The organism is Lewinellaceae bacterium, from assembly GCA_020636105.1.
In the GTDB taxonomy this organism is placed as follows: domain Bacteria; phylum Bacteroidota; class Bacteroidia; order Chitinophagales; family Saprospiraceae; genus BCD1.
In genome coordinates, this window is sequence record JACJYL010000001.1 from 3346519 (window position 1) to 3367863 (window position 21345).

Consider the following 21345-nt stretch of genomic DNA (forward strand, 5'->3'; position numbering starts at 1 on the left):
TTTTATGAGAATTACTAATTAATAACGTATGGCAGATGTATTGAGTTTAACATTTAATGCTTTTCAGGAAAATACTTACGTGGTTTATGATGAAACCGGGGAGTGCATCATCTTCGATCCGGGTAATTCCAATCCGGCAGAAGACCGCCAGCTCGCCGCGGCTATTGCCGATGCGGGGCTCAAGCCGGTAAAACTCATCAATACCCACTGCCACCTGGATCATGTGTTTGGCAATAAATTTGTTGCTGAAAAATACGACCTGCCCTTAGGCATCCACAAAGGAGAATTGCCCTTACTGGAAGCTTTGCCCCAGATTTGTGAAGCCTACGGACTACCCAAACCCGAGCATTCACCGGAGCCAGGATATTTTATTGAGGAAGGAGAAGCTATTGCTTTTGGGAATACAACATTACAGGTATTGCTTACGCCCGGTCATTCGCCTGCCAGCCTTTGTTTTTATTGTAAAAAAGACGCCTTTGTCATCGCCGGAGATGTATTGTTTTACGGCAGTATCGGGCGGACAGATTTACCTGGAGGCGATTATGATACCTTGATCAATAGTGTCAAAACACAATTGTTTACCCTGGATGATGAGGTGCAGGTATTGCCGGGGCATGGCCCGGGTACGACGGTTGGTTTTGAGAAACGGACTAATCCGTTTTTTCAGTAATTACCCTAAAAACTCCATCACCATAGTAAAAAATGCCTCGGGCTGATCCGCATGCAACCAGTGGCCGGCGTTTTTAATGCTTTTAAGTTCAGCCTTTGGGAAATAATTCCGGATATCCACCATGTCTTCCTCCTGGATGTATCCCGATTGCCCGCCTTTGATGAATAAGGTATCTCCTTCAAATATTTCATGTCCGAGATCGAATTTCAGGATATTCGTATAGTATTTATACAACACGGGCAGGTTCATCTTCCATTCGTAGCGATGGTTTATTTTGTTGCGGGTGATGTCCTTTAGCAGGAATTGCCGGATGGCCAGGGAGTCTATATTTTGGCTCAGCAGGTCATCGATCTCCTTTCTGGCGGAGATGGTGGTCAGGTCAATGGACAGCAGTGCATTAAAAATCTGGCTGTGCGTATCCGGGTAAGCTTTGGGGGCAATATCGGCCACGATGAGTTTATCCACCATATCCGGAAATTCGGTGGCGAAGCGCATCGCGGTTTTTCCACCCATGGAATGCCCCAGGATGTGGGCTTTGTAAATCCATTTGGAGGTCATGAAATCGTGAAGGTCTTCGGCCATACAGGTATAACCGTGTTGTTCGGTATGGGGTGATTTGCCGTGATTGCGTTGATCGACGATAAAAACCATAAAATGGTCGCTCAGCCTTTTGGCGATGGACTGCCAGTTGTCGAGCGTGCCAAAAAGTCCGTGGAGGATGATGAGTGGGTCACCCTGCCCGAAGGATTTGTAGTTGAGTTGGATCACAATATTGCTTTACTTGGAGGAGAGTAAATCCGCAGCGGCTTCAGACCCCTGGTCGGCAGCTTCCTTCCAATCTGTTCTAAAGCCTTTCATGCCTCCTTTTTTTCTCGAAATCCCCCTGTTGACGAGCAATTCGAGGTCGGACACATGCCCGTTGCCATTTTCAATGGCCATCGCTTCGGTAAACGCCTCAACCGCTTCCTTGAAACGGCCCAGTTCCATAAGTGATTTTCCCAGGTTGAAAAAAACCTTTTTCCGCCATGGATAATTTTTGTTATCCGGCAAAAAACGTCTTTTTGAAAAAAGGGTCAGTTCCTTTACGGCGGCTTCGAAATCTTTCAGTTGCATGAAGCAGTCTGCTTTTACACGGCGAGCGTGCCAGTATATTTGTTGCAGTGGCATCGAAAATTTGATAGCGATATCAAAATCCTCTATGGCTTCTGCATAATTTTTGGTGGCCATTTTCACCAGGCCCCTTCCAAGGTATGGTTTGGGAACGGCGTCGTTGTATTTGATGCTTTTGTTGTAGTCATACAAGGCATCTTCGTAATTTTTAAGACTGAAATTGACAAATCCCCTCCTTTCGTAAGCGACCGCGTGTTGTTCGAATTTAGCAATGGCACGGGTCAGAGCTTCCATGGCTTCTTTCATGGTATCCTCATTCTCGGCGAGTTTCCTTCCCCTCAAATACTCCTTGACGGCGGTTTTATCACTATGTGGTTCAATGTGGTGGCGATCAACCAGTTGACCTTCCTGCATCATCCAGGCTTTGATATCTCCTGAAATAGCATATTCGGCCACGGAATTCAGCAAGTTGATGGTGTTTTGCCATTTTTTCTTGGGCGCGAGGGTTATGAACCGGGGAATATCGAGGCATAATTTTTCCTCGTTGAATACCTCTTCAGACAGCAACAGAATTTCTGTTTTATAATAATTCTCCATTCGGTGCTCAAATAGTTTTACCACCTTGTCATAACTTCTGGCATTACCAAAATCGAGCCGACCCGTAAAAATAGTTTTAAAATTGTCTTGCATGTCCTGCTGTTTTTGTCCTTTAATAATCAGGAACAAAATTTATATAAAATAAATAATTGTTGTCAACGTAGTATTGAAGAGGTCGCTTTTGGGTGGAGATTATTACTTGTATTACCTGATTTTACAACCAAAATTGTTTGATTAAATTCCCGGCAGGGAAAGAATCTTGGTTTTTCTTGATGAAAATCGCTGTTCGAGCGAAGATTTCACCTTTAAAAAGGCCCAATTTTTTTTTAAAGTACCGTAAAATTTGGGACGGGTAAAATCAATAGGGTGATCTAACTAACAAATTTAGACTAATTATTTCAAACCAGCAAGCAATTACAACCAAACCTTGCTGCCTTCCGTACAATTTGTACAAATATTAATTTTATTTCGGCCTGTGAGGATTTTTTTTCGAAAAGTTCGGTAAGGGCCGTCTTGCCAGATTTGTTTAAAATTTTGTTCTGCGAGCGTTCCGAGTTGATGTTGGGCATCTTTATCGAAACAACAAGGGACAACTTTGCCGTCCCAGGTGATCACACAGGAGTGCCAAAGCTTCCAGCAATGGTTGAGTAGTTTACTTTTAATGCGGTAGGTTCCGTCTTTTTGACGTTTGTAACGGGAATAGCGCTCGGTTTCGGGAATGAGAGGGTTTCCGTTTTTGTAATCGTAGACCTGGGCGGTCTTTAATTTCACCTCATCCACCCCCAGTGATTTGGCCAGTTCGTAAATCCCGGGCACCTGATGTTCATTGGGTTTGACCACCAGGAACTGGAAGATGATATGCGGGGTGGCGGATCCCAGTTCCTTTTTCCACTTTATTATGTTTTTCGTGCCTTCCAGAACCTTATCCAGGGTACCTTCCTTGCGGTAACTTTCGTAAACTTCCTGGGTGATTCCATCGATGGAAATGATGAGCCTGTCCAGTCCGGATTCAATGGTTTTTTTAGCATTCTCATCATTCAGAAAATGAGCGTTGGTACTGGTGATGGTGTAAATTCCCTTATCCGATGCGTATTTGACCATTTCCAGGAAATCCGGATTGATGTAAGGCTCGCCCTGGAAGTAAAAAATCAGAAAGAGTAATTCTTTTTCCAATTGAGTAATGATCCGTTTAAAAAGAGGTTCCTTCAGGTTTCCGGTGGGCCGCATAAAGGAGCGAAGTCCACTGGGGCATTCCGGGCATTTCAGGTTGCAGGCCGTTGTCGGTTCGATGGATACCGTGATAGGGAGCCCCCATTGTATGGGCTTTTTGATCCACCTGGAAAGGTAATAGGAGGACAAGACCTTGAAGGAGTTTGCCAGCCGGCGAAGGCTTAGTTTGGAAAGGAAATTTAAGGAATCGGAAATGTTCATAGTGTTAAAATAGTCATAATTTGAATTTTGATTGGTTTGAAATATCTCTATCGGTAATAAGCACCCTTTTTATCTCCTAATTGTTTTTTGAAGGAGCAGGGTTTTCCGAAGCATTCAATTCCGGCTGTTCGTCAATTTTGAGGACTTTAACTTCCGTTCTTCTGTTGTATTGATGTTCTTCTTCAGAACAAGGCACCCCGTCTTTGCATTTGTTGCGAATATAAGCTTCACCATAACCAATAGCTTTGATTCTTTCCGCTTCAATGCCTCTATTGGTCAGAAATTGCATTGCTGATTCTGCTCGTTTCAGGGACAACTCCAGGTTATATCCTTCCTCTCCCCGGCTGTCGGTATGGGCCCCGAGTTCAATTTCCAGGCTGGGGTATCTGACCATCAGGCGGGCCAGTGCTTCGAGGTCGGGTGCGGCGCCTTTACGGATGGCCGATTTATTGAAGTCGTAATAAATATTTTCCAGGATGATGACGGAACCGGTCCGGATAGGTTCTTTAAGCACGAGTTCGGATTGGGGCTTGAGTTCCATAGCTATATCGATGGACCGGGTACCGCGCAGGCTTTGGGTAGAAACTTTGGTCGCGGTATCCTCAAAACCTTTACGTTGGGCTTTGATGGTAAATTCACAACCAAAAGGCAGGCAACTGGAAAATTCTCCATTCATATTCGTACGAAGGACCTGTTCAGTCGTGTCACAACTATTGATGATCCTTACCAAGGTGCCCGGAATGGGAATTTTATCTTCGATGGTGGTAATCACCCCGTTTAAGGCCAGGCAATTGCTTCTTTCCAAAAGGATATCAATGGGAGTATTTTGTGAGCTGTTTTTCGGGCTGTATTGAATTTCTTTCGATCCATACCCGGCTTTCGAAGCCAGTATGAGGTAATGTTTGGTGGCTTCCAGTTGTAAAATACTCTCCCCATTTTTATCAGTAATGCTTTGGGGCTGGCCTAAATCCTTTTCCGGCTTACGGACAAGTTTTAGAATCACTTCATTGGACTCAATGCTATCCAGACTTTTTTCATTGGGCATCATCTCAAGGTCATAGAGGTCCTTGTTTTCGACCAGGCCTTCTGAAGAAATTTCAAAAACGTAAAGGGAGGTTCCCGGCAATCGTTTGCTCATCTGGCCGTCGAAGGTGGCAATGATGGTAGCGTTCATTTTAGGACCTTCAACGCCTTGTAGTCCGTAAGGAATCTCGAAATAATAAATGTCATCACTGCCTTTGCCACCTTCCCGGTTGGAGGCGAGATACCCCCGGGTTCCTCTCACATCTAAAATGAGGCCAAGGTCATCTTGATCGGAATTAAAAGGAGCTCCGAGGTTGATCAACTTGCCCCAACGTCTGCCCTGAACATTGATCATGTAAATGTCGAGTCCTCCGAGTCCTTCGTGGCCATCGGAAGCGAAGAAAAGGGTTCCATTGTCGTGGATAAAGGGAAAAACTTCATTTTTGCTGGTATTGATGTCGGGCCCCAGGTTGATGGGAGCGCTCCATCCGCCATCGCGTTTTTCTACAAAATAAAGATCCATCCCTCCATATCCACCGGGCATATTGGAAGAAAAAAACAACTTATTCTCATCAGCAGAAAGGGCAGGGTGCATACAGGAATATTCGTTGTTGTTGAAAGGCAACTCAACGATATTTTCCCAATCAAAATACCCCCTGTGTGCTTCGTAAATTTTCAACCCCACCCGACCTTTTTTGTCGGCCCGGCTTAACCCTTTTTCGAGGTTGCTACGGGTGAAATATATTTTATCGCCTTTACGGTTAAAAGTAACAGGCCCTTCATGAAGCTGTGAATTGAGCTCATTCGAAAAATTCTGAGCCTTCACCGGAATGCCGTTGGGATCTAACTCAGCATAAAAAAGTTCGAAAAAGGTTTTTCCTGTATTTTCATCAATGATTCCGTTTTTATTTCTGGAAACGAATACCAGTCCGTTTTCATATAAGACAGGGGAAAATTCGAGGCCTTCGGTGTTGATATTACTCGCATTTCGAATGATTACGTCTCTGTTGATCGCAGTTTCACTACGATCCTGCCCAAACGGATTGACCTTCTGCCCAAAAGAAAAGAAAGGCAAGCCAAAAGCAAAAACAAAAAAGGCTTTACGTAACATAATTAAAAAGTATTTGAGATAGTGGCCGTGTAACGCATCGGCAGTCTGCAAAAATCCGTTGCTTTTTCTTATTCCGGGGACAACTCCAACAGGTTACACTTATTTCCATATCTCATGGGGGAAAATTCAATGCTTATCAAAAAAATCTGGGGCTCACATATTCGTTGCCCTGGGAACGGCCTCCTATACAATACCGGAAAACGCCTTCCACCGTACCACTATTGTAATTTTTGAGCTCCGATAAAGTCAGGTCGTAAGATAATCCGAACAAAATACTCTCAGAAAGCTGCATGCCCAAAACGACGGAAACGGATTCTCCGATACCAGTACGCTTCGAGCCGCCAAGTCTATAGGAAATTCCGGTGGTAAATTTTTCGGCAAAAATGAAGTTCAGGTTGGCATCGCCGTCAAAAGGAGCGCCCATCACATATTTCAACAATACCTGTGGTTGCATTTGCACATGATCGCCCAAATCGATAAGTATGCCTCCCATTGCGTAAATATGGCGCACTTCCTTTGAAATGGTGGCATCTGAGTCAGCCAGGTCTATATTATTCTCGAGTAATCTCGGAGCCGATATTCCGACATAGTATCGTTGATTGCTGTAGTAAAGTCCCGCCCCAAAATTGGGTACGTACTTGCTCTGTATATCACCAGGAATGGCATCGTCCTGGGCACTGGGCTGAATGGATTCCGCCTGGCTGAAATTCATACGAATAAACCGGACCGATGCCTGGAGGCCTATGCCAAGAATACCCCGTCCAAGGGGAATGCGGTAAGCATACAGGGTCTCCGCCGAATATTTTTCAGTGATCCCGATGGTCTGCCGAATAACGTTGGCGCCAATACCCACCCGTTTGTTGAAAACCGGCATATTGAAAGAGATCAACTGTGCCTGGGGGGCTCCTTCAAAACCTATCCATTGATTCCTTGCGATCAGGGAGAAACAGGGAGCGTCATTGCTGCCTACGGAAGCAGGATTGTATCCCGACTTGTAATACATGAATTGGGTAAACTGCTCTTCCTGCTGCCCAAACGCAGCAAGTAAAAGACTTAAAAAAAACAGGGTTAAAATAAATTTGTGCATCGGTTTATGGTTTAATACAATTGTGTTATGACTTTTGAATTTAATTCGATCATCTTTGTCTATTGTCACATTTCTTTAATCAAATCACTATCGTTGAATGACTACAAACCCTTTAAGGGGGTCATCGCCATTCCCGAAATCCACTATAAAAAAGTAGGTTCCTACGGGCAGGTCTTCTCCGTTGTATTTTCCGTCCCAGTTATTTTGATACGGACTTTGTGAACGGAACACCTCGTCTCCCCATCGGTTAAAAATGATCACCTTATTGTTAGGATAGTCTTTTTCGTCGAGTAGGCAAGGGACCACAAAGTTGTCGTTGACCCCGTCGTTATTCGGCGTAATAATGGACGGCGCGATACATTTTGCTCCATCTCCAATCACTAGATTCACCTGGGCAGAAGCAGCGGGGCATCCTTCACTCAGGACTTCATACAAAAAATGGTCATTCCCCACAAAATTGGCAGGAGGCGTATAAGTAAAAAGATTATTCGCCTCCGTCACACTACCGAGTAATGGGTCAACCAGGACCGCCGGGAATGAATTCAGGGGTACAATATCATTGATCAGCGGATCAAAAGTGGTCGTCCCCCCAAAAGGTACATTTATGAAGTCATCTTCCGCGGTGGGGGGTTCTTTGTAAAAAATAATGATCGTGTCCCGTGACTGATCTGCGCAGATGGCATCATCAATGGTCCAGACAAAAATATTTTCTCCGGGGATTAGGTTGCTGACCGTCGTAGTGTCGGAATAGGAGTCCGTTATGCTGACTCCCTGTGTCAGTGTTGACCACTCCCCGCTGCTCCCTCTCGTCGGCTCATCGGCCGTCAACAATGCAGTTCTTGTTTCATTACAGGCGATGATATCAAAGCCGGCATTAGGAGAAGGATCTGAAATATAGACAATCACTTCATCGGAAACCACCCCGCAATTGCTGACGATGGTCCAGGTGAAATTGTATAAATTGTCCGGATCCAGCCCTTCGATAACGGTACTCGGGTTGGTGGGCTCTTCAATGGTGACCCCAAATTGTTCCTGGGCCGCAGGTTGTGTCCACATACCGGTACTGCCCACTCCTGACGGAGGGGTGGCACTGAGGTTGATAATTTCTCCCTGGCAGGCGACCACAATATCGCCGGCAAAAGCACTCTCTCCCTGGCTAATGGTCAGCACCACTTCATCGGAATCGTAATTCAGACAGGCTCCATTGGACAGTGTCCAAGCAAAAGTAAAGGGAGAACCTGCCACGCTCAGTCCATTTACGGCAGTAACCGCCTGATTCGGATTGGTGATGACGATACCTGTCGTTGGTCCTCCGGCCTGTGACCATGTTCCCGAACCAACCGTTGGCGCTTCAGCACTAAGGGTCGCGGTCTCGTCATCACAGACGGTTTTGTCTGTACCGGCAAAGGCAGAAATTGCAGGAATATAGCTGATCAGGACAGGTGCAGCCTGGGAAATTTCAGACAGGCATCCGTTCAAATTGGCCCGAACATAAAAGTTGTAGGTTCCGCTGGTGGCGTAATTGGAAAAATCAGTCAGTACGAACTGAGGTTGTGAAGATGCCGTATTCAGCGGATTTTGTCCGTTGGCATTATTGTACCAGGTATAAAGTGCATTTTCAGTAGCGGAAGCTCCGGTAATGGATAAGGTCAATGTTTCATCGGCCAGGCTGGCACAAATGGAGTCAGAAACAGTCGCCAAAGGCATCGGGATTTGAGGAACAGGCTTCACGGCCACCGTCACAAAGGCCGTGTCCGAAGCGCAGCCGTTTAAAGTGGTGATCACCCAATAGGTACCCAGACTATCCATTTGATGGATAGAGTTATTTACAGGGTTCTGAATCCCCGAATTAAATCCGTTAGGGCCTTGCCACTGATAGGTCGCTCCGGGAAAAAACTGCGTTTGTAAATTGATGTTTGCCCCATAACAAACCGGGGTATTGGCGGTAGCCATCACCTGGGGTACAGGATGAACCGTTATCGCCGTAGGGTTTGAATTACCGGAAATACAACCGTCCACCATCACATAAACGGAATAATTGCCCGTATAGGAAAGTCCTGCATTGGGAATATTCAGCATCGGGCCGCTGGAGGTCAGGGTACTGCCTCCCGGGATTTTCCAGAAATAGGTGATCGAATTCCCCATATAGGCATTGGTGGTCAGGGTGATGGTTTCCCCCACACAATAGGCATTCAACGGATGGGATGCCGTTGGTGCAGCCGGATTGGCGGGGATGTCCCGGATATCCAAAAAGTAGGCATCGTTCAAAACCACCTCGCAACCGTCGCCGGAGGTTACCGTGAGATGGTATTCTCCCCGGTTCAAAACTCCAGTCGCATTGGGAATAGTGGCGGTGGAGGAACTCGTCGTTTGGTTGAAATTCGGCCCCTGCCAGGAATAAGTATAGGTACCGTCATCAAAAGGCAGCACCGTAACATCCAACTGAATGTCGGTGGGGCCGTTAAGACAAGACGGGGCATCTGAACTCACGCCCAGGATATTTATTTTTTCAGGAATATCCACGAAAACAGTTGCCGTATTGCTACACCCCGCCTGGCTGGTGGCGGTCAGGGTAAAGAACCCCTGGTTGGCTTCGGAAGCATTGCTGATCACAGGGCTTTGAACCATTTGAGGGGAAATGCCCGGACCTGTCCACAGGTAACTGCCTCCTGTGAGATTAGGGCCTCCTATCAGTTGGAATGAATCGCCGTCACACGGAGATTGTGGTTGTACTATTGCTGTGGCAACAGGAACAGGGTTAACCACTACATTCACAGGATTGGAATTGTTTGAGGTACAGCCATTTTTAATGATATATAAATACCAGTTTCCGGCATTCCCCAGATTGGATGAAGGAATCACATAAGTTGGAACAGAGGTGATGAATTCTTCTCCGTTGAAATTAATCCAGTGGTAAGAACTGGCCCCCGTGGCAGTTGTTGTTAAGGTAAGCGATCCTCCTGCACAGACCGGGCCGCTGTAACTAATTACAGGCGTAGCCGGTTTGGCTTTTACGGTGATCCTGACGGAATCGGGGGCTGAAAAACAACCATTATTTTTGTTTAACACAAGGTAATAATACCCTGCATTGACCGTGGAAAGAGGACCGACAGACGGAAATTGGGCCCCGGAGCTAAATGTATTGGGTCCTGTCCATTGATACGTAATCCCGGAGCCGCTGACCAGGGTTCCGAGGTTAATCGTTTCCCCGGCACATACTGTTGTATCGGCAAAGGTGACCTGGGCCACGGGCTGTTGCACGGCAAGCACCTGCACCGGCGTCGAAGGCGTTGAAACACAGCCGGTAGCTTCAACGGTCATGTAATAATTTTTCGTCCCGGCAGGATGTGGGCCGGGAATGATCAGCTCAGGGGTTGTGGTGGTACCGATAAGGGTGCCGTTCGGTGGCATACCCTGGTACCAGTAAAAAGTGACGTTATTGCCTGCCGGATAATCAGGCGTACTCAGCACCAGGTCCTCGTGCAGACAAATGGTGCTGGCCGTTTCAATATGTGGCGTTATGGGGAGCGCTTCGACCGAAACATTAACGATTCCTTCAGCCTCACAACCGGTCAATCCGCGAATGACTACTCTGTAGGCTCCTTCATTATTAAGGCCAATATTGGGGATGACAGGATTTTTCGCCACCGAGATCAACACATCGTTGAAGTACCACTTAAAGGTATAAAGCACCCCGCCGTTATCTACCGGAGGGTTGGCAAAAAGGAAAAGCGTATCCCCGCCACACAAACCGGAATTGGCGGTAGGTACAGGCCCCTGAGGGGCAATGGAAACGATGGTCTGGCAAGTAGCCGAATTGCCAGAAGAATCCACCACGGTCAACGTGGCCGGCAATAAATTTCCGACATCGGCACAAGTGAAGGTGTTTGGACTTAGTAAGCGTTGCTCAATGCCACAATTATCGGTGCTGCCAAGATCCAGGTCAATGGCATCCAGGATTTCTACCTGTAATCCTGATGGTTCAATAAACAAGGTGGTTGCAGAAACACAAACGGCTACAGGATCGATGTTATCTTCCACCGTTACCGTAAAGGAACAACTATCGACATTTCCGGCAGGATCAGCCATGATGTATGTGACCTCCGTAGTGCCTATCCCGAATTCAATGACCGGCCGTACCATGGGTTCACTCATGGGAGTCAATGGAATGGACGTCTGCCCTGTTGCAAAATAAGAGAGCGAAAGTCTGTCGTAACTCAGGGTGGCAAAAATATAACTGCTGCCGTCATTATCTCCAGTGGTGGTGACAACTCCCGGAGTACAAGGGTTGATGCCGTCGCCGGTAACCCCTGGAGGAACGTTTATTTCATTTGGCAGGGCAATGATCTCAACCACTCCATCGCTGGCCCAGCTATTAAACGTTGCTGCCGGAATGGAAATCACTACCTGGCCGGGGGTAGAACAATCTGAAGCTCCCACAGTAGTGGTGGCAAGGATACTTCCGTCGTCACCCAATATCGTCATGAAGGCCCCGTTGGTATTGAAATCACCCTGGAAATCTATCGTTAAATTAACAGGATTAAAGGCATTGGCCGCCACATTGTTAAAGACAAAATTTCTTTCCTGCGCGACAAAATCATTCAGGTTAGGATCGTAACTGAAAGTGATGAGCCCAGCAGCCGGATTAGCGGGCAGTCTCTGCTCATAACTTCCGTAGGCTTCGCAATTGTCTGTCGCATTCATTGGCAACGGCAGTGTTACCGTTGCCGAACAGGAGTCTTCGGCTACTTCTACTACCATGTCTGCCGGGCAATTTAAAGTAGGTATTTCCTGGTCCACCACAGTGACGGAATAAGCACAACTGTCAATATTCCCGGCACAATCTGCTGCATAATAAGTAATCAGGTGATCACCCTGGGCCAATGAGGTGGTAAAAGGGCCGGGGAGATTACCGGTTATGGCCGGTCCGTCATCAATTCGGTATTGAAACAAAATATCGCCAAGATTTTTCACCTGGAATGACAGGTTTATGGCAGCTGATCCTGCCGGGTTGCAAATGGCATTAATGGCAAATTTTCCGTCCAGCCCGATAGGAATATTCGGTTCCAGCCTGATGGTAATTACCCCATCGGAAGCCCATTCGTTAATCAGCGTTCCGGGAATGCTGAAACTGGTTAAAGAGTTGCCACACTGAACGTCGGTGTGGTTAGTGGTACCCAATATACTTCCGTCCTCTCCGACGATGTTAAAAAATTCTGTGGCTTCTTCCCCGTCTACGGAGATCAGGGTAATGCTGGCGCTGGCGAATCCAAGGACATTGATCGGGGAAGGTTGGGTCACACTGAGGTTGAATTCAATCGGATTGACCGGAGTGATGCCTTCCTGTCCGGGCAAGGCAGTAGACGTGACCGGCAATGTGCTGTTCAGATTTTCAGATAACGTTCCAAAGAAACAGCTTTCTTCAATTACCGGAGGAGCCAGCTCAAAAAGAGCATTACAATCTCCCGGGTCGGTAGGGATCGTCATACCGGCAGGGCATCCACTGATCTCAGGAGCGATATTGTCGATCAGCGAAAAGGTCACCGTTTTAATGGTTTGGTTACCACATTCATCCTTAATGATGACATCTATGGCTTGCCTGCGAATGGTATCGCTTGCTGCCGGGCATGAAATTACAGGAAGAGAGGGGGGATTGAGGGTGCCGGCATTAAAAATCGACCAGGTAATATTTTGTGCTTCTGTGCAATTGTCCGTGGCCTGGGCACCTGCCCTTGAAGTGATCCAGTCGTTAAAGAGGATATCCACCTCCTGGTTTGGAGCACAAAACAGCGTCATGTTTTGAGGCATGCTGGTGAAGGAGGGCGGCTGGTTGTCTGTAACGGTGATGATCTGATCCAATTCGGTAAAATTACCGCACTCATCCTGTACTTTCCAGGTCCGCTTAATGGTATAACTGTTTAAACAAGTGCCGGCAATAACCACATCCGAATGCGTCGCCACCAGGGAAGACGTGCAATTGTCCATAAGATTGGTAGGCATACCGGTCAGGTTCATGTTGCCTGCATTCGAACAATCCACGGTAATATCGGCCGGCACAGTAAAAGTCGGGGCCTGATTATCCGCTACGGTAATGGTTTGGATTTTTCCGGTAACATTGCCACAGATATCTCTGGCTCTCCAGACCCGGGTGATGACGTAATTATATTGGCAATTCCCCGGGATTATGTCATCGGTATGGGTTATTTGAATTAACTCGTTTGGTGTACAGTTGTCCATTACATTGGTGACATCCCCCGTGACATTAAGATCAAGGGGATCGTCAGCGCAGGTCAGGGTGATATTTGCCGGCACGTTAAAAGTCGGGGCCATATTATCGGTGATGGAAATGAGTTGCTGGGATTCTGTCACATTGCCACAGGAATCTGTTGCCGACCAGGTGCGGATCAGGTAATATTCATATTGGTTACAAAGGCCGTTCATCAATTGGGTGCTGCTTTCTTCATATTCCACATCAAGTACCCCCGCGCAATTGTCCAAAGCGGTGACTACGGCTGCTTCCGGGATAACGGCATTGCAGGAGATCATGGTATCGTTTGGTACGCCAATGAGTACCGGTGGAATGGTGTCGATTGTAGTGAAGGTCGAGACCCAATTAGTAGTTGCCCCGCAATTGTCAATAATGGTAAAGGTAACCGTAACGCTTCCGCAATGATTTTCAAAAGAGGAAGGAGCGTCATCAACAATGTTGTCAATGCCACTGCAATTATCCGTTGCCATGGTAGCGAGCGCCACCCGGGCAGAGTTTACCCAAATATCAAAACGCAAAGGGTTGACATCGGCCATCAGGCTACTGAATTCACAGGAAACGGTATCCGCCAGTTCGGGAATATTCGCCAGCGGGGCCTCTGTATCGGGAAGTATAGTAATTAGTTGTGATACCGTAGTAGTATCCGTATTGGCGATAGCCTTCCAGGTGCGGGTGAACGAGCCCCCGGTGCAGGAATTGATAGCGGCCGGATTGGGGTTGTCCACGGGCATAACGCTAAAAGTATTGCCCATATCATCCATGGCCATAAGGGCCATAGGAGCAGGTACCTCCGTTTTGCAATTTACCGTGGTATCATTGGGGACCGGGTCGATAAAAACCGGTGCTGTTTCTTCATATAAGAAAGAATAATTTTCAAAAGGCCTGTTTGCTGAAGGGTTGCCCGCTTTCAGGAAATTGAGTGAGACAATAAATACGGTTCCTGTCAGAAAGGCAAGCTTTAAAGGGCAGAGTAGCTTTATTTTCATATACTGTTCTATTAGATTAATCAAAGGGCGAATTGTCGTTTTATGTATGGGTCTCAAATTCCTTGAAAAAGTACACTTTTGTTAAGGGTGAAAATATCATTTTTTCCCTGATTCAGGGGAAAAATGTATTGCAAAAAGTTAACGAATGTCAATTGCCTGAACAGGGGAGAGTGCAACTGATCATACAACCGGAATAAGGAAAAGACTAGAAGTTTGCCGAAACCAGTCAAGGTCGGTAAGTTCATGGGATATCGGTTTTTGAAGATGTAATACAATGGGGCTTCTTCCGGTTGCGCCGGAGTTGAAGAACCTTGCCATCAAATAAAGATGCAAATTAATTAATAATTGCCAATACTGCCACCAAAATGGTGGTTATTGCATTAAATTTGCCGCTTTTTGTGGAATTTTGTCGTCGTTGGGGTGGCGTTTTTAAGGGTTTTGGTTTGTCGGGAAAATTTACATTCCTTTCTTCATCGTCCATAATTATTTTGGCGGTTGAAGACAAAAGGGTTATCTTGAAGTATAAATTGGTAAATTATTTTATTTGGGGCTGCTTTTCAACCTGTTACCCGTTTTAAAATAACCTAATCATGACAACAGTAAACGTATATCTCTCCTTTAACGGCCATTGCGAGGAAGCCTTCCTTTTTTACAGGTCGGTATTCGGAGGAGAATTCCCTTATGTTGGAAAATATAAAGATATGCCTCCTCGTGAAGGAATGCCTCCTATGCCCGAGGCGCTCAAAGAAAAGATCATGCATATTTCCTTACCCGTCAGCAAGGAAACCATTTTAATGGGGAGTGATTCAGGAGGTGAATGGTCTGTTCCCGTACAATTTGGCAATAATTTTTCCATTTCCGTCAATACGGATGATCCGGTTGAAGCCGAACGAATTTTCAACGCCCTGGCAGCAGGCGGAACCATTAACATGCCACTGGAAAAAACTTTCTGGCAGTCTTATTTCGGACTGCTTACCGATAAATTTGGAATCAATTGGATGATCAATTGTGAACTGAAGGAACACTTACAATTCGAAAAAACAAACAAACCATAATCAACTTATGAAAAAAAAACATTACCTACTCCTTGCCGTAAGCTTCTTATGCGCTACTGTTGTATTTGGACAAGTTGACTTCGATGACTGCGCGGACGCGATTGTCCTGGGCGAAGGCCCTTCCTGCCCCGAAACAATATTTAGCAATATTGGGGCAACCCCCAGCACCATCTATTCTGCCCCGGATTTTGAAATACCTTCCTGTTGGTCAGACGTCGGTAATGACGTTTGGGCAGTTTTCACCGTTCCGGCTGACGGATCTTACACCGATTTTCAAATTACCCTCAATGGGGTGCCGGGTGGGCCCAATGGGAGCCCAATGTTTCAGCCTCGGCTGGCCATCTACCGGGGAGAATGTCTTACCGACGGATTGGTGGAGTTAGCCTGTGAGCAAGCCAATGTGGGAAGTGGGACGGTACAATTCGACATCGAAGGACTTACCCCGGGCAGCGAATATTTCCTTAGAATGAGTACTTATTCGGCTTCAGCCACCCCCAACGACGGGGATTTTATGGTTTGTGTAGATACCATTCCGATCAGTACCATTGAAGCATTCGCTGAACCGGCAACCCTCTGCAGCGCCCAGGGATTCACCCAGTTGAGTGCCGTCTCTACCGGAAGCGATCTCAGTTTTTACTCCTGGGAACCCACTGGCCTTTTATCATCTCCTAACTCGGCCACTACTTTTGCTTTTCCGTTTCAAACGACCACTTTTACGGTCACCGCTTTCGGCCTTGGGGCGAATCTGGTACAAAACGGAGACTTTGAATCCGGCAACCTCGGGTTTACTTCTGAATACAATAATGTGGACGGCAACCTGAGTGGCTTATGCCAAGGGTGTTATAATATCAATAATTCCACTCCTACCCTCTGGACTCAATGTCCGCCCATCGACGGCAATATGATGGTGGTCAACGGTTCTCCGGAGGCTAATGTCAACCTTTGGTGTCAGCAGATCAGCGTGATCCCGCAAACGGATTACTTTTTTTCTTTTGACGTGCAAACGATTAATACCCCGGTCCCCCAATTGCAATTGAGTGTTGACGGTAATTTGATCGGGGGCAGCCTCTTTGGAGGCGGTGCATGCAATGTTCTTCAATTTTACGAAACGGTTACTGTTGGGGGGAATTCAACGATAGAAATATGTATCGTCAACCAAAGCACTTCTGCTAACGGCAATGATTTTGCACTTGATAATATCAATTTCAGCACTTACGTCGAAAGTACCGATTCAGTCACGGTGGAAGTGTCGAACCTTTTTACCCAGGTTTTGAATGTCATGCCCGATGGGTGTCAGGCGGGTTGCACGGGAAGTGCCGAGGTCAGTGCCAGCGGAGGAATTGGCAGTTACACTTACGAATGGTCAGGAGGACAAAATACTGCTGTGGCCAATGACCTGTGCGCCGGTTCCCAAATGGTAACGGTGACGGATGAAGCAGGATGTAGTGTCGTGCAGCAGGTGAATATCGGCCAGACTCAATTTGAGATCTCCGTGGTTTCACTCGTTTCACCTTGCGAGGCGAGTACTATCGGCAGTGCGCAAGTGAGCATTTTTGGCGGTACAGAGCCTTATGTTATTTCATGGGATAACGGAGCAACCACTGCGGTTGCTGAGGATCTTACGGCAGGCGTTCACCAGGTGACGGTGACTGACGCAGGAGGTTGCGAAGCCGTTGGCGAGGTAGAGATCATCATTTCCCCGGAAGGGTTCATGGTGGAAATTGTCGCCTCCAAGGATACCATTTGTCCGGGGGAAACAGCACAGCTCACCGCAGTGAGTGGGGGCACGGATGAATATGAATGGAATACAGGAGCCGTGGGTGGAGTGATTAATGTAACCCCGGGAGGAACCTCCTATTACCAGGTATCGGCCAAACGACTGGGCAACAATATCCTGGAAAACGGAGATTTCACGATTGGGAATACCGGGTTCATCAGTGATTATAATGATGCCATCGGACTGGGACTCGGGGGAGCCTGGGGGCCCTTATCGCTTGAAGGAACCTATGCCATCACCAATAATCCTGCCCTGGTGCATACTAATTTTATTGCCTGCGGGGATCATACCACCGGCACGGGAAACATGATGGTGGTCAATGGATCGGGTGTCTCGAATCTGCCCGTCTGGTGTCAGACGGTAGCGGTAGATCCCAACCTCACCTACCAGTTTTCTGCCTGGCTTACCTCGGTGGTCGCCGATAACCCGGCTGTTTTGCAGTTTTCGATCAATGGCAATTTATTGGGCAGTCCATTTAACGCCCAATCCACCCCCTGCCAGTGGACCAATTTTTTTGAAATTTGGGAATCAGCCGGCGCTACGACGGCAGAGATCTGCATTGTCAATCAAAATATCGGAGTGGCAGGCAATGACTTTGCCCTGGATGATATTGCCCTGGTTCCTGTTTGCCTCGCTACTGCCGGAATCACCATCCAGGTAGATGACCTGGGAGCGACGATCGCAGAGGTTCAGGATGTCTCCTGCCTGACCAACTTCGGCTCCGCCAGCGCCATTGCGGTGAATGGGCAGGCACCGTTTACTTATAATTGGTCAAACGGTGAATCCATGGCAACGGTCAGCGATTTTGAGGCCGGAACTTATACGGTAACGATTACGGATAACTGGGGCTGTTCAGATGAAGCCTCTGTCACCATAAACCCTGCCGGGGAAGTAAGTGTTGACGAAATATTGCTGACCGATGTATCCTGCGGACCCCTGGTGGATGATGTGGTGACCATTTTGCCGGGAAGTGCGGAAGTGACAGTGGGGGCAGGAGATCCTCCATTTAGTTACAGCATTGATGGCGGGACTACCTTTCAGGAGAATCCTTTATTTGAAAACCTGGACGCCGGGACCTATAACCTGGTGATCATGGATGCAAACCAATGTCCCTATGATACCTCTTTCGCAATTCAGAATGTGGAATTGCCCACGGTGACCATCACGACAGCAGGGGATTTCAACCTGTGCGAAGGTGGCAGTATTGACCTGGCCCTGGAAACGACGGGTACGGTGGAGAACATTCTATGGTCGACCAATGCAACGGATGATCAAATTACCATAACAGAAACCGGAATGATTAGCGTGATCGTTTCCGATGATCAGGGATGTTCCGCCTTTGCAGTAGTAGACATTGATGATTGCACGGATTACCGCATCCCAAATGTATTTACCCCGAATAATGACGGGTATAACGACGAATTCAAAGTTTATACCTCCGGTGGCGTTCAGGTCAAACAAATGAAGATCTTCAATCGATGGGGAACCCTGGTGCACGATAGCACCGAACCCTGGGATGGATATTACAAAGGAGAACCGCACCAGGCGGATGTATTGATTTATATCATCCTCATAGAAACTTCGAAAGGAGAGATTACGGAAGAGGGAGAGGTTACTTTGTTGAGGTAAACCTGGCCTTCTTTTCCCGGAAACCTTTAACCGTAACGCATAATTTTACTAATAGAATGAAAATTACGTACCTGGCATTATTATTGGGAATATTTTCTTCCTGTTCCCCTATAGTGGAAAAAACAGAGGAAACACCTCCCCAAAGAAAGGAGATCCTATCCTCCAAATTGCAAACCATTCTGGATTTTTCAGGGGTAAAGGGCGTCATTTTGGTCTATGATCTTCAGGAGAATGCCTATTATGCCAATGATTTTGAATGGGCTGAAAAGGGACGGCTACCCGCCTCTACTTTCAAAATCCCCAATTCCATCATTGCGTTGGAAACCGGCGTTGTGGAAAATGACAGCACCCTTTTTAAATGGGACGGGCAAAAAAGGTACTTAAAAATTTGGGAGCAGGACCTGCTATTCAGGGAGGCTTTCCAGCTTTCCTGTGTACCGTGTTACCAGGATGTTGCCCGGCGCATCGGCCCCGAACGTATGAAGGAATACCTTCAAAAGTTTCAGTACGGAAATATGGTGGTCGATACTGCAACCATTGATCTTTTTTGGCTGGAAGGGGACTCAAAAATCAGTCCTTTCGAGGAAATTGACTTCCTGAAACGCTTTTACCGGTCGGAATTGCCCATTTCAAAAAGAACGGAAACCATGGTCAAAAGCATGATGGTGATGGAAACAACCGATCAGTACAAACTAAGTGGAAAAACGGGATGGGCCATTCGCAATGGCCACAACAACGGCTGGTTTGTCGGTTTCGTCGAAACATTCGAAAAGGTTTATTTCTTTGCGACCAACATAGAACCTTCCGAAACGTTTAATATGGATATGTTTCCCATGATCAGGAGAGAGATCACTGAAAAAGGGTTGAAAGACCTGGGATTCATTCAATAAAAAGATGTTAAAATTCGACGTCCCGCAATGGAATTATTAACTGAGATCAAAGACAATAATTTTCCTTTTCTCCTTGAATTGCTTTCATTTAGGAATGTCACTCACTAATACGATTTAACTAATGATCAAAAATTGTTTGCTGTTTTTTTTAATTTTTATTGTCGGTTTAACGCCCCGTGCAAAGGCTCAAAACGTCCTGATCAGCACTTCTTCCAACCCGAATGAACCGTCGATCAAAATAGATCCTGTCCATCCGGAAAGGTTGGTGGCGGCCACCAATCTCGACAACTATTACGTCAGTGCGGATACCGGGCATACCTGGACTCACGAACATCTTTCTTCCTCTTATGGAGTTTGGGGAGATCCTGTAATTGATGTGGATACTTCCGGGCATTTTTATTTTTTTCACCTGTCCAACCCTTCCGATGGCAACTGGATCGACAGGATCGTGTGCCAAAAATCAACCGATAACGGAGAGGTATGGTCAGATGGTACCTTTACCGGCCTGAACGGCAATAAGGCCCAGGACAAACACTGGAGTATAGTCGACCGAACCAATAATCATATTTACCTCACCTGGACCCAGTTTGATGTTTACGGCAGTACAAACCCTGCTGACAGCAGCATTATCCTGTTCTCGAAATCTTTGGACGGAGGGGACTCCTGGTCTGCTCCCTTGCGGATCAACAAGGTGGCCGGGGATTGTATTGACAGTGATGATACCGTGGAAGGAGCTGTGCCCGCAGTAGGGCCAAATGGTGAAATTTACGTCACATGGGCCGGACCGACCGGCCTTGTTTTCAACCGTTCAACAGACCAGGGAGAAACCTGGCTGGAAACGGAAATTTTGATCAGTACCCTGCCGGGAGGATGGGATTTTGGTGTGCCGGGGATTTACCGCAGCAACGGACTGCCCATTACCAAATGTGATCTGAGTGGCGGACCCAATCACGGAACGATATACGTGAACTGGTCCGACCAGCGCAATGGTGGTAATGACACGGATATCTGGTTGTCCAAATCAACGGATGGAGGCGACACATGGAGCGCGCCCATACGTGTCAATGACGATGAACCGGGGCATCAGCAGTTCTTTACCTGGATGGATATAGACCAGACCAACGGCAACCTGTTTTTTGTATTTTATGACCGAAGAAATTACATGGATACGCAAACAGATGTATCCCTGGCCTGGTCCACTGATGGAGGCAACAGCTTTACAAACAAGATCATCAGTGAAAGCCCGTTTATCCCTAACGAAGGGGTTTTCTTTGGAGATTACACCAACCTTACCGTTCATGATAATATCGTGCGTCCCATCTGGACGCGCCTGCATGAGGGGCAACTGAGTGTATGGACAGACGTAACGCCTTTTCAGCACGTTGTCAATGCCGTCAGGGAACCTTCAAGCGGGAACCTGAATGAGTTCAGCCAATTTCCTAATCCGACTTCGGATATGGCCTATATTTCCTTTAAACTTCATGATGCCCGGGTGGTCAACCTGAAATTGTTTGATGGTAATGGCCGTCAGGTAGCTGTCCTGCTTCAGAATGAATCACTGGGTTACGGGAAACATATCATTCCGGTGGATTTAAAGACCCTGAAACTTCAAAGTGGTTTGTATTATCCGCAGCTAACCATAGACGGGAAGGTAAAAACACTAAAAATGCTGATGGTGGAATAATTCCCTGCCGAAGTGTATGGAAAAAGG

At 46.9% G+C, this 21345-nt stretch carries 11 protein-coding genes; 5 read left to right on the forward strand and 6 right to left on the reverse strand.

All coding sequences use genetic code 11. From position 1 onward, the window contains the following. Positions 1-28 precede the first annotated feature (28 nt). Positions 29-670 carry an MBL fold metallo-hydrolase gene (locus H6571_12725; GenBank protein MCB9324595.1) on the forward strand — a complete coding sequence of 214 codons (642 nt, stop codon included), beginning with the start codon at positions 29-31 and terminating at the stop codon, positions 668-670. On the opposite strand, the gene H6571_12730 is transcribed toward H6571_12725, so the two are convergent. The 6 genes from H6571_12730 to H6571_12755 all read right to left on the reverse strand — a co-directional run bounded on the left by H6571_12730 (position 671) and on the right by H6571_12755 (position 14283). Continuing rightward, positions 671-1435 carry an alpha/beta fold hydrolase gene (locus tag H6571_12730; GenBank protein ID MCB9324596.1) on the reverse strand — a complete coding sequence of 255 codons (765 nt, stop codon included), beginning with the start codon at positions 1433-1435 and terminating at the stop codon, positions 671-673. It abuts the gene before it with no gap. 12 nt (positions 1436-1447) lie between these two features. Then, positions 1448-2470, reverse strand: coding sequence for a tetratricopeptide repeat protein (locus H6571_12735; GenBank protein MCB9324597.1), 1023 nt, complete (start codon positions 2468-2470; stop codon positions 1448-1450). Between the two features lie 321 nt (positions 2471-2791). Next, entirely contained in the window at positions 2792-3808 is a 1017-nt protein-coding gene (locus tag H6571_12740) for an SPASM domain-containing protein (protein ID MCB9324598.1), read from the reverse strand. A gap of 76 nt (positions 3809-3884) precedes the next feature. Next, on the reverse strand, positions 3885-5942 hold the full coding sequence (locus H6571_12745; GenBank protein ID MCB9324599.1) for an OmpA family protein: 2058 nt from the start codon (positions 5940-5942) through the stop codon (positions 3885-3887). 136 nt (positions 5943-6078) lie between these two features. After that, complete coding sequence (locus H6571_12750; GenBank protein ID MCB9324600.1) at positions 6079-7029, reverse strand: type IX secretion system membrane protein PorP/SprF; 951 nt, start codon at positions 7027-7029, stop codon at positions 6079-6081. An 87-nt stretch (positions 7030-7116) separates the two neighbouring features. After that, positions 7117-14283: a gliding motility-associated C-terminal domain-containing protein gene (locus tag H6571_12755; GenBank protein ID MCB9324601.1), complete on the reverse strand. Its 7167-nt coding sequence runs from the start codon at positions 14281-14283 to the stop codon at positions 7117-7119. A 590-nt stretch (positions 14284-14873) separates the two neighbouring features. On the opposite strand from H6571_12755, the gene H6571_12760 reads away from it, so the two are divergent. From H6571_12760 to H6571_12775, 4 genes are all read left to right on the forward strand, one after another. Then, on the forward strand, positions 14874-15338 hold the full coding sequence (locus H6571_12760) for a VOC family protein (GenBank protein MCB9324602.1): 465 nt from the start codon (positions 14874-14876) through the stop codon (positions 15336-15338). A 7-nt stretch (positions 15339-15345) separates the two neighbouring features. Then, on the forward strand, positions 15346-18744 hold the full coding sequence (locus H6571_12765; protein ID MCB9324603.1) for a gliding motility-associated C-terminal domain-containing protein: 3399 nt from the start codon (positions 15346-15348) through the stop codon (positions 18742-18744). A 56-nt stretch (positions 18745-18800) separates the two neighbouring features. Further along, complete coding sequence (blaOXA, locus tag H6571_12770) at positions 18801-19634, forward strand: class D beta-lactamase (protein ID MCB9324604.1); 834 nt, start codon at positions 18801-18803, stop codon at positions 19632-19634. Positions 19635-19755: 121 nt separating this feature from the next. Beyond that, positions 19756-21318 carry a T9SS type A sorting domain-containing protein gene (locus tag H6571_12775; GenBank protein ID MCB9324605.1) on the forward strand — a complete coding sequence of 521 codons (1563 nt, stop codon included), beginning with the start codon at positions 19756-19758 and terminating at the stop codon, positions 21316-21318. Positions 21319-21345 lie beyond the last annotated feature (27 nt).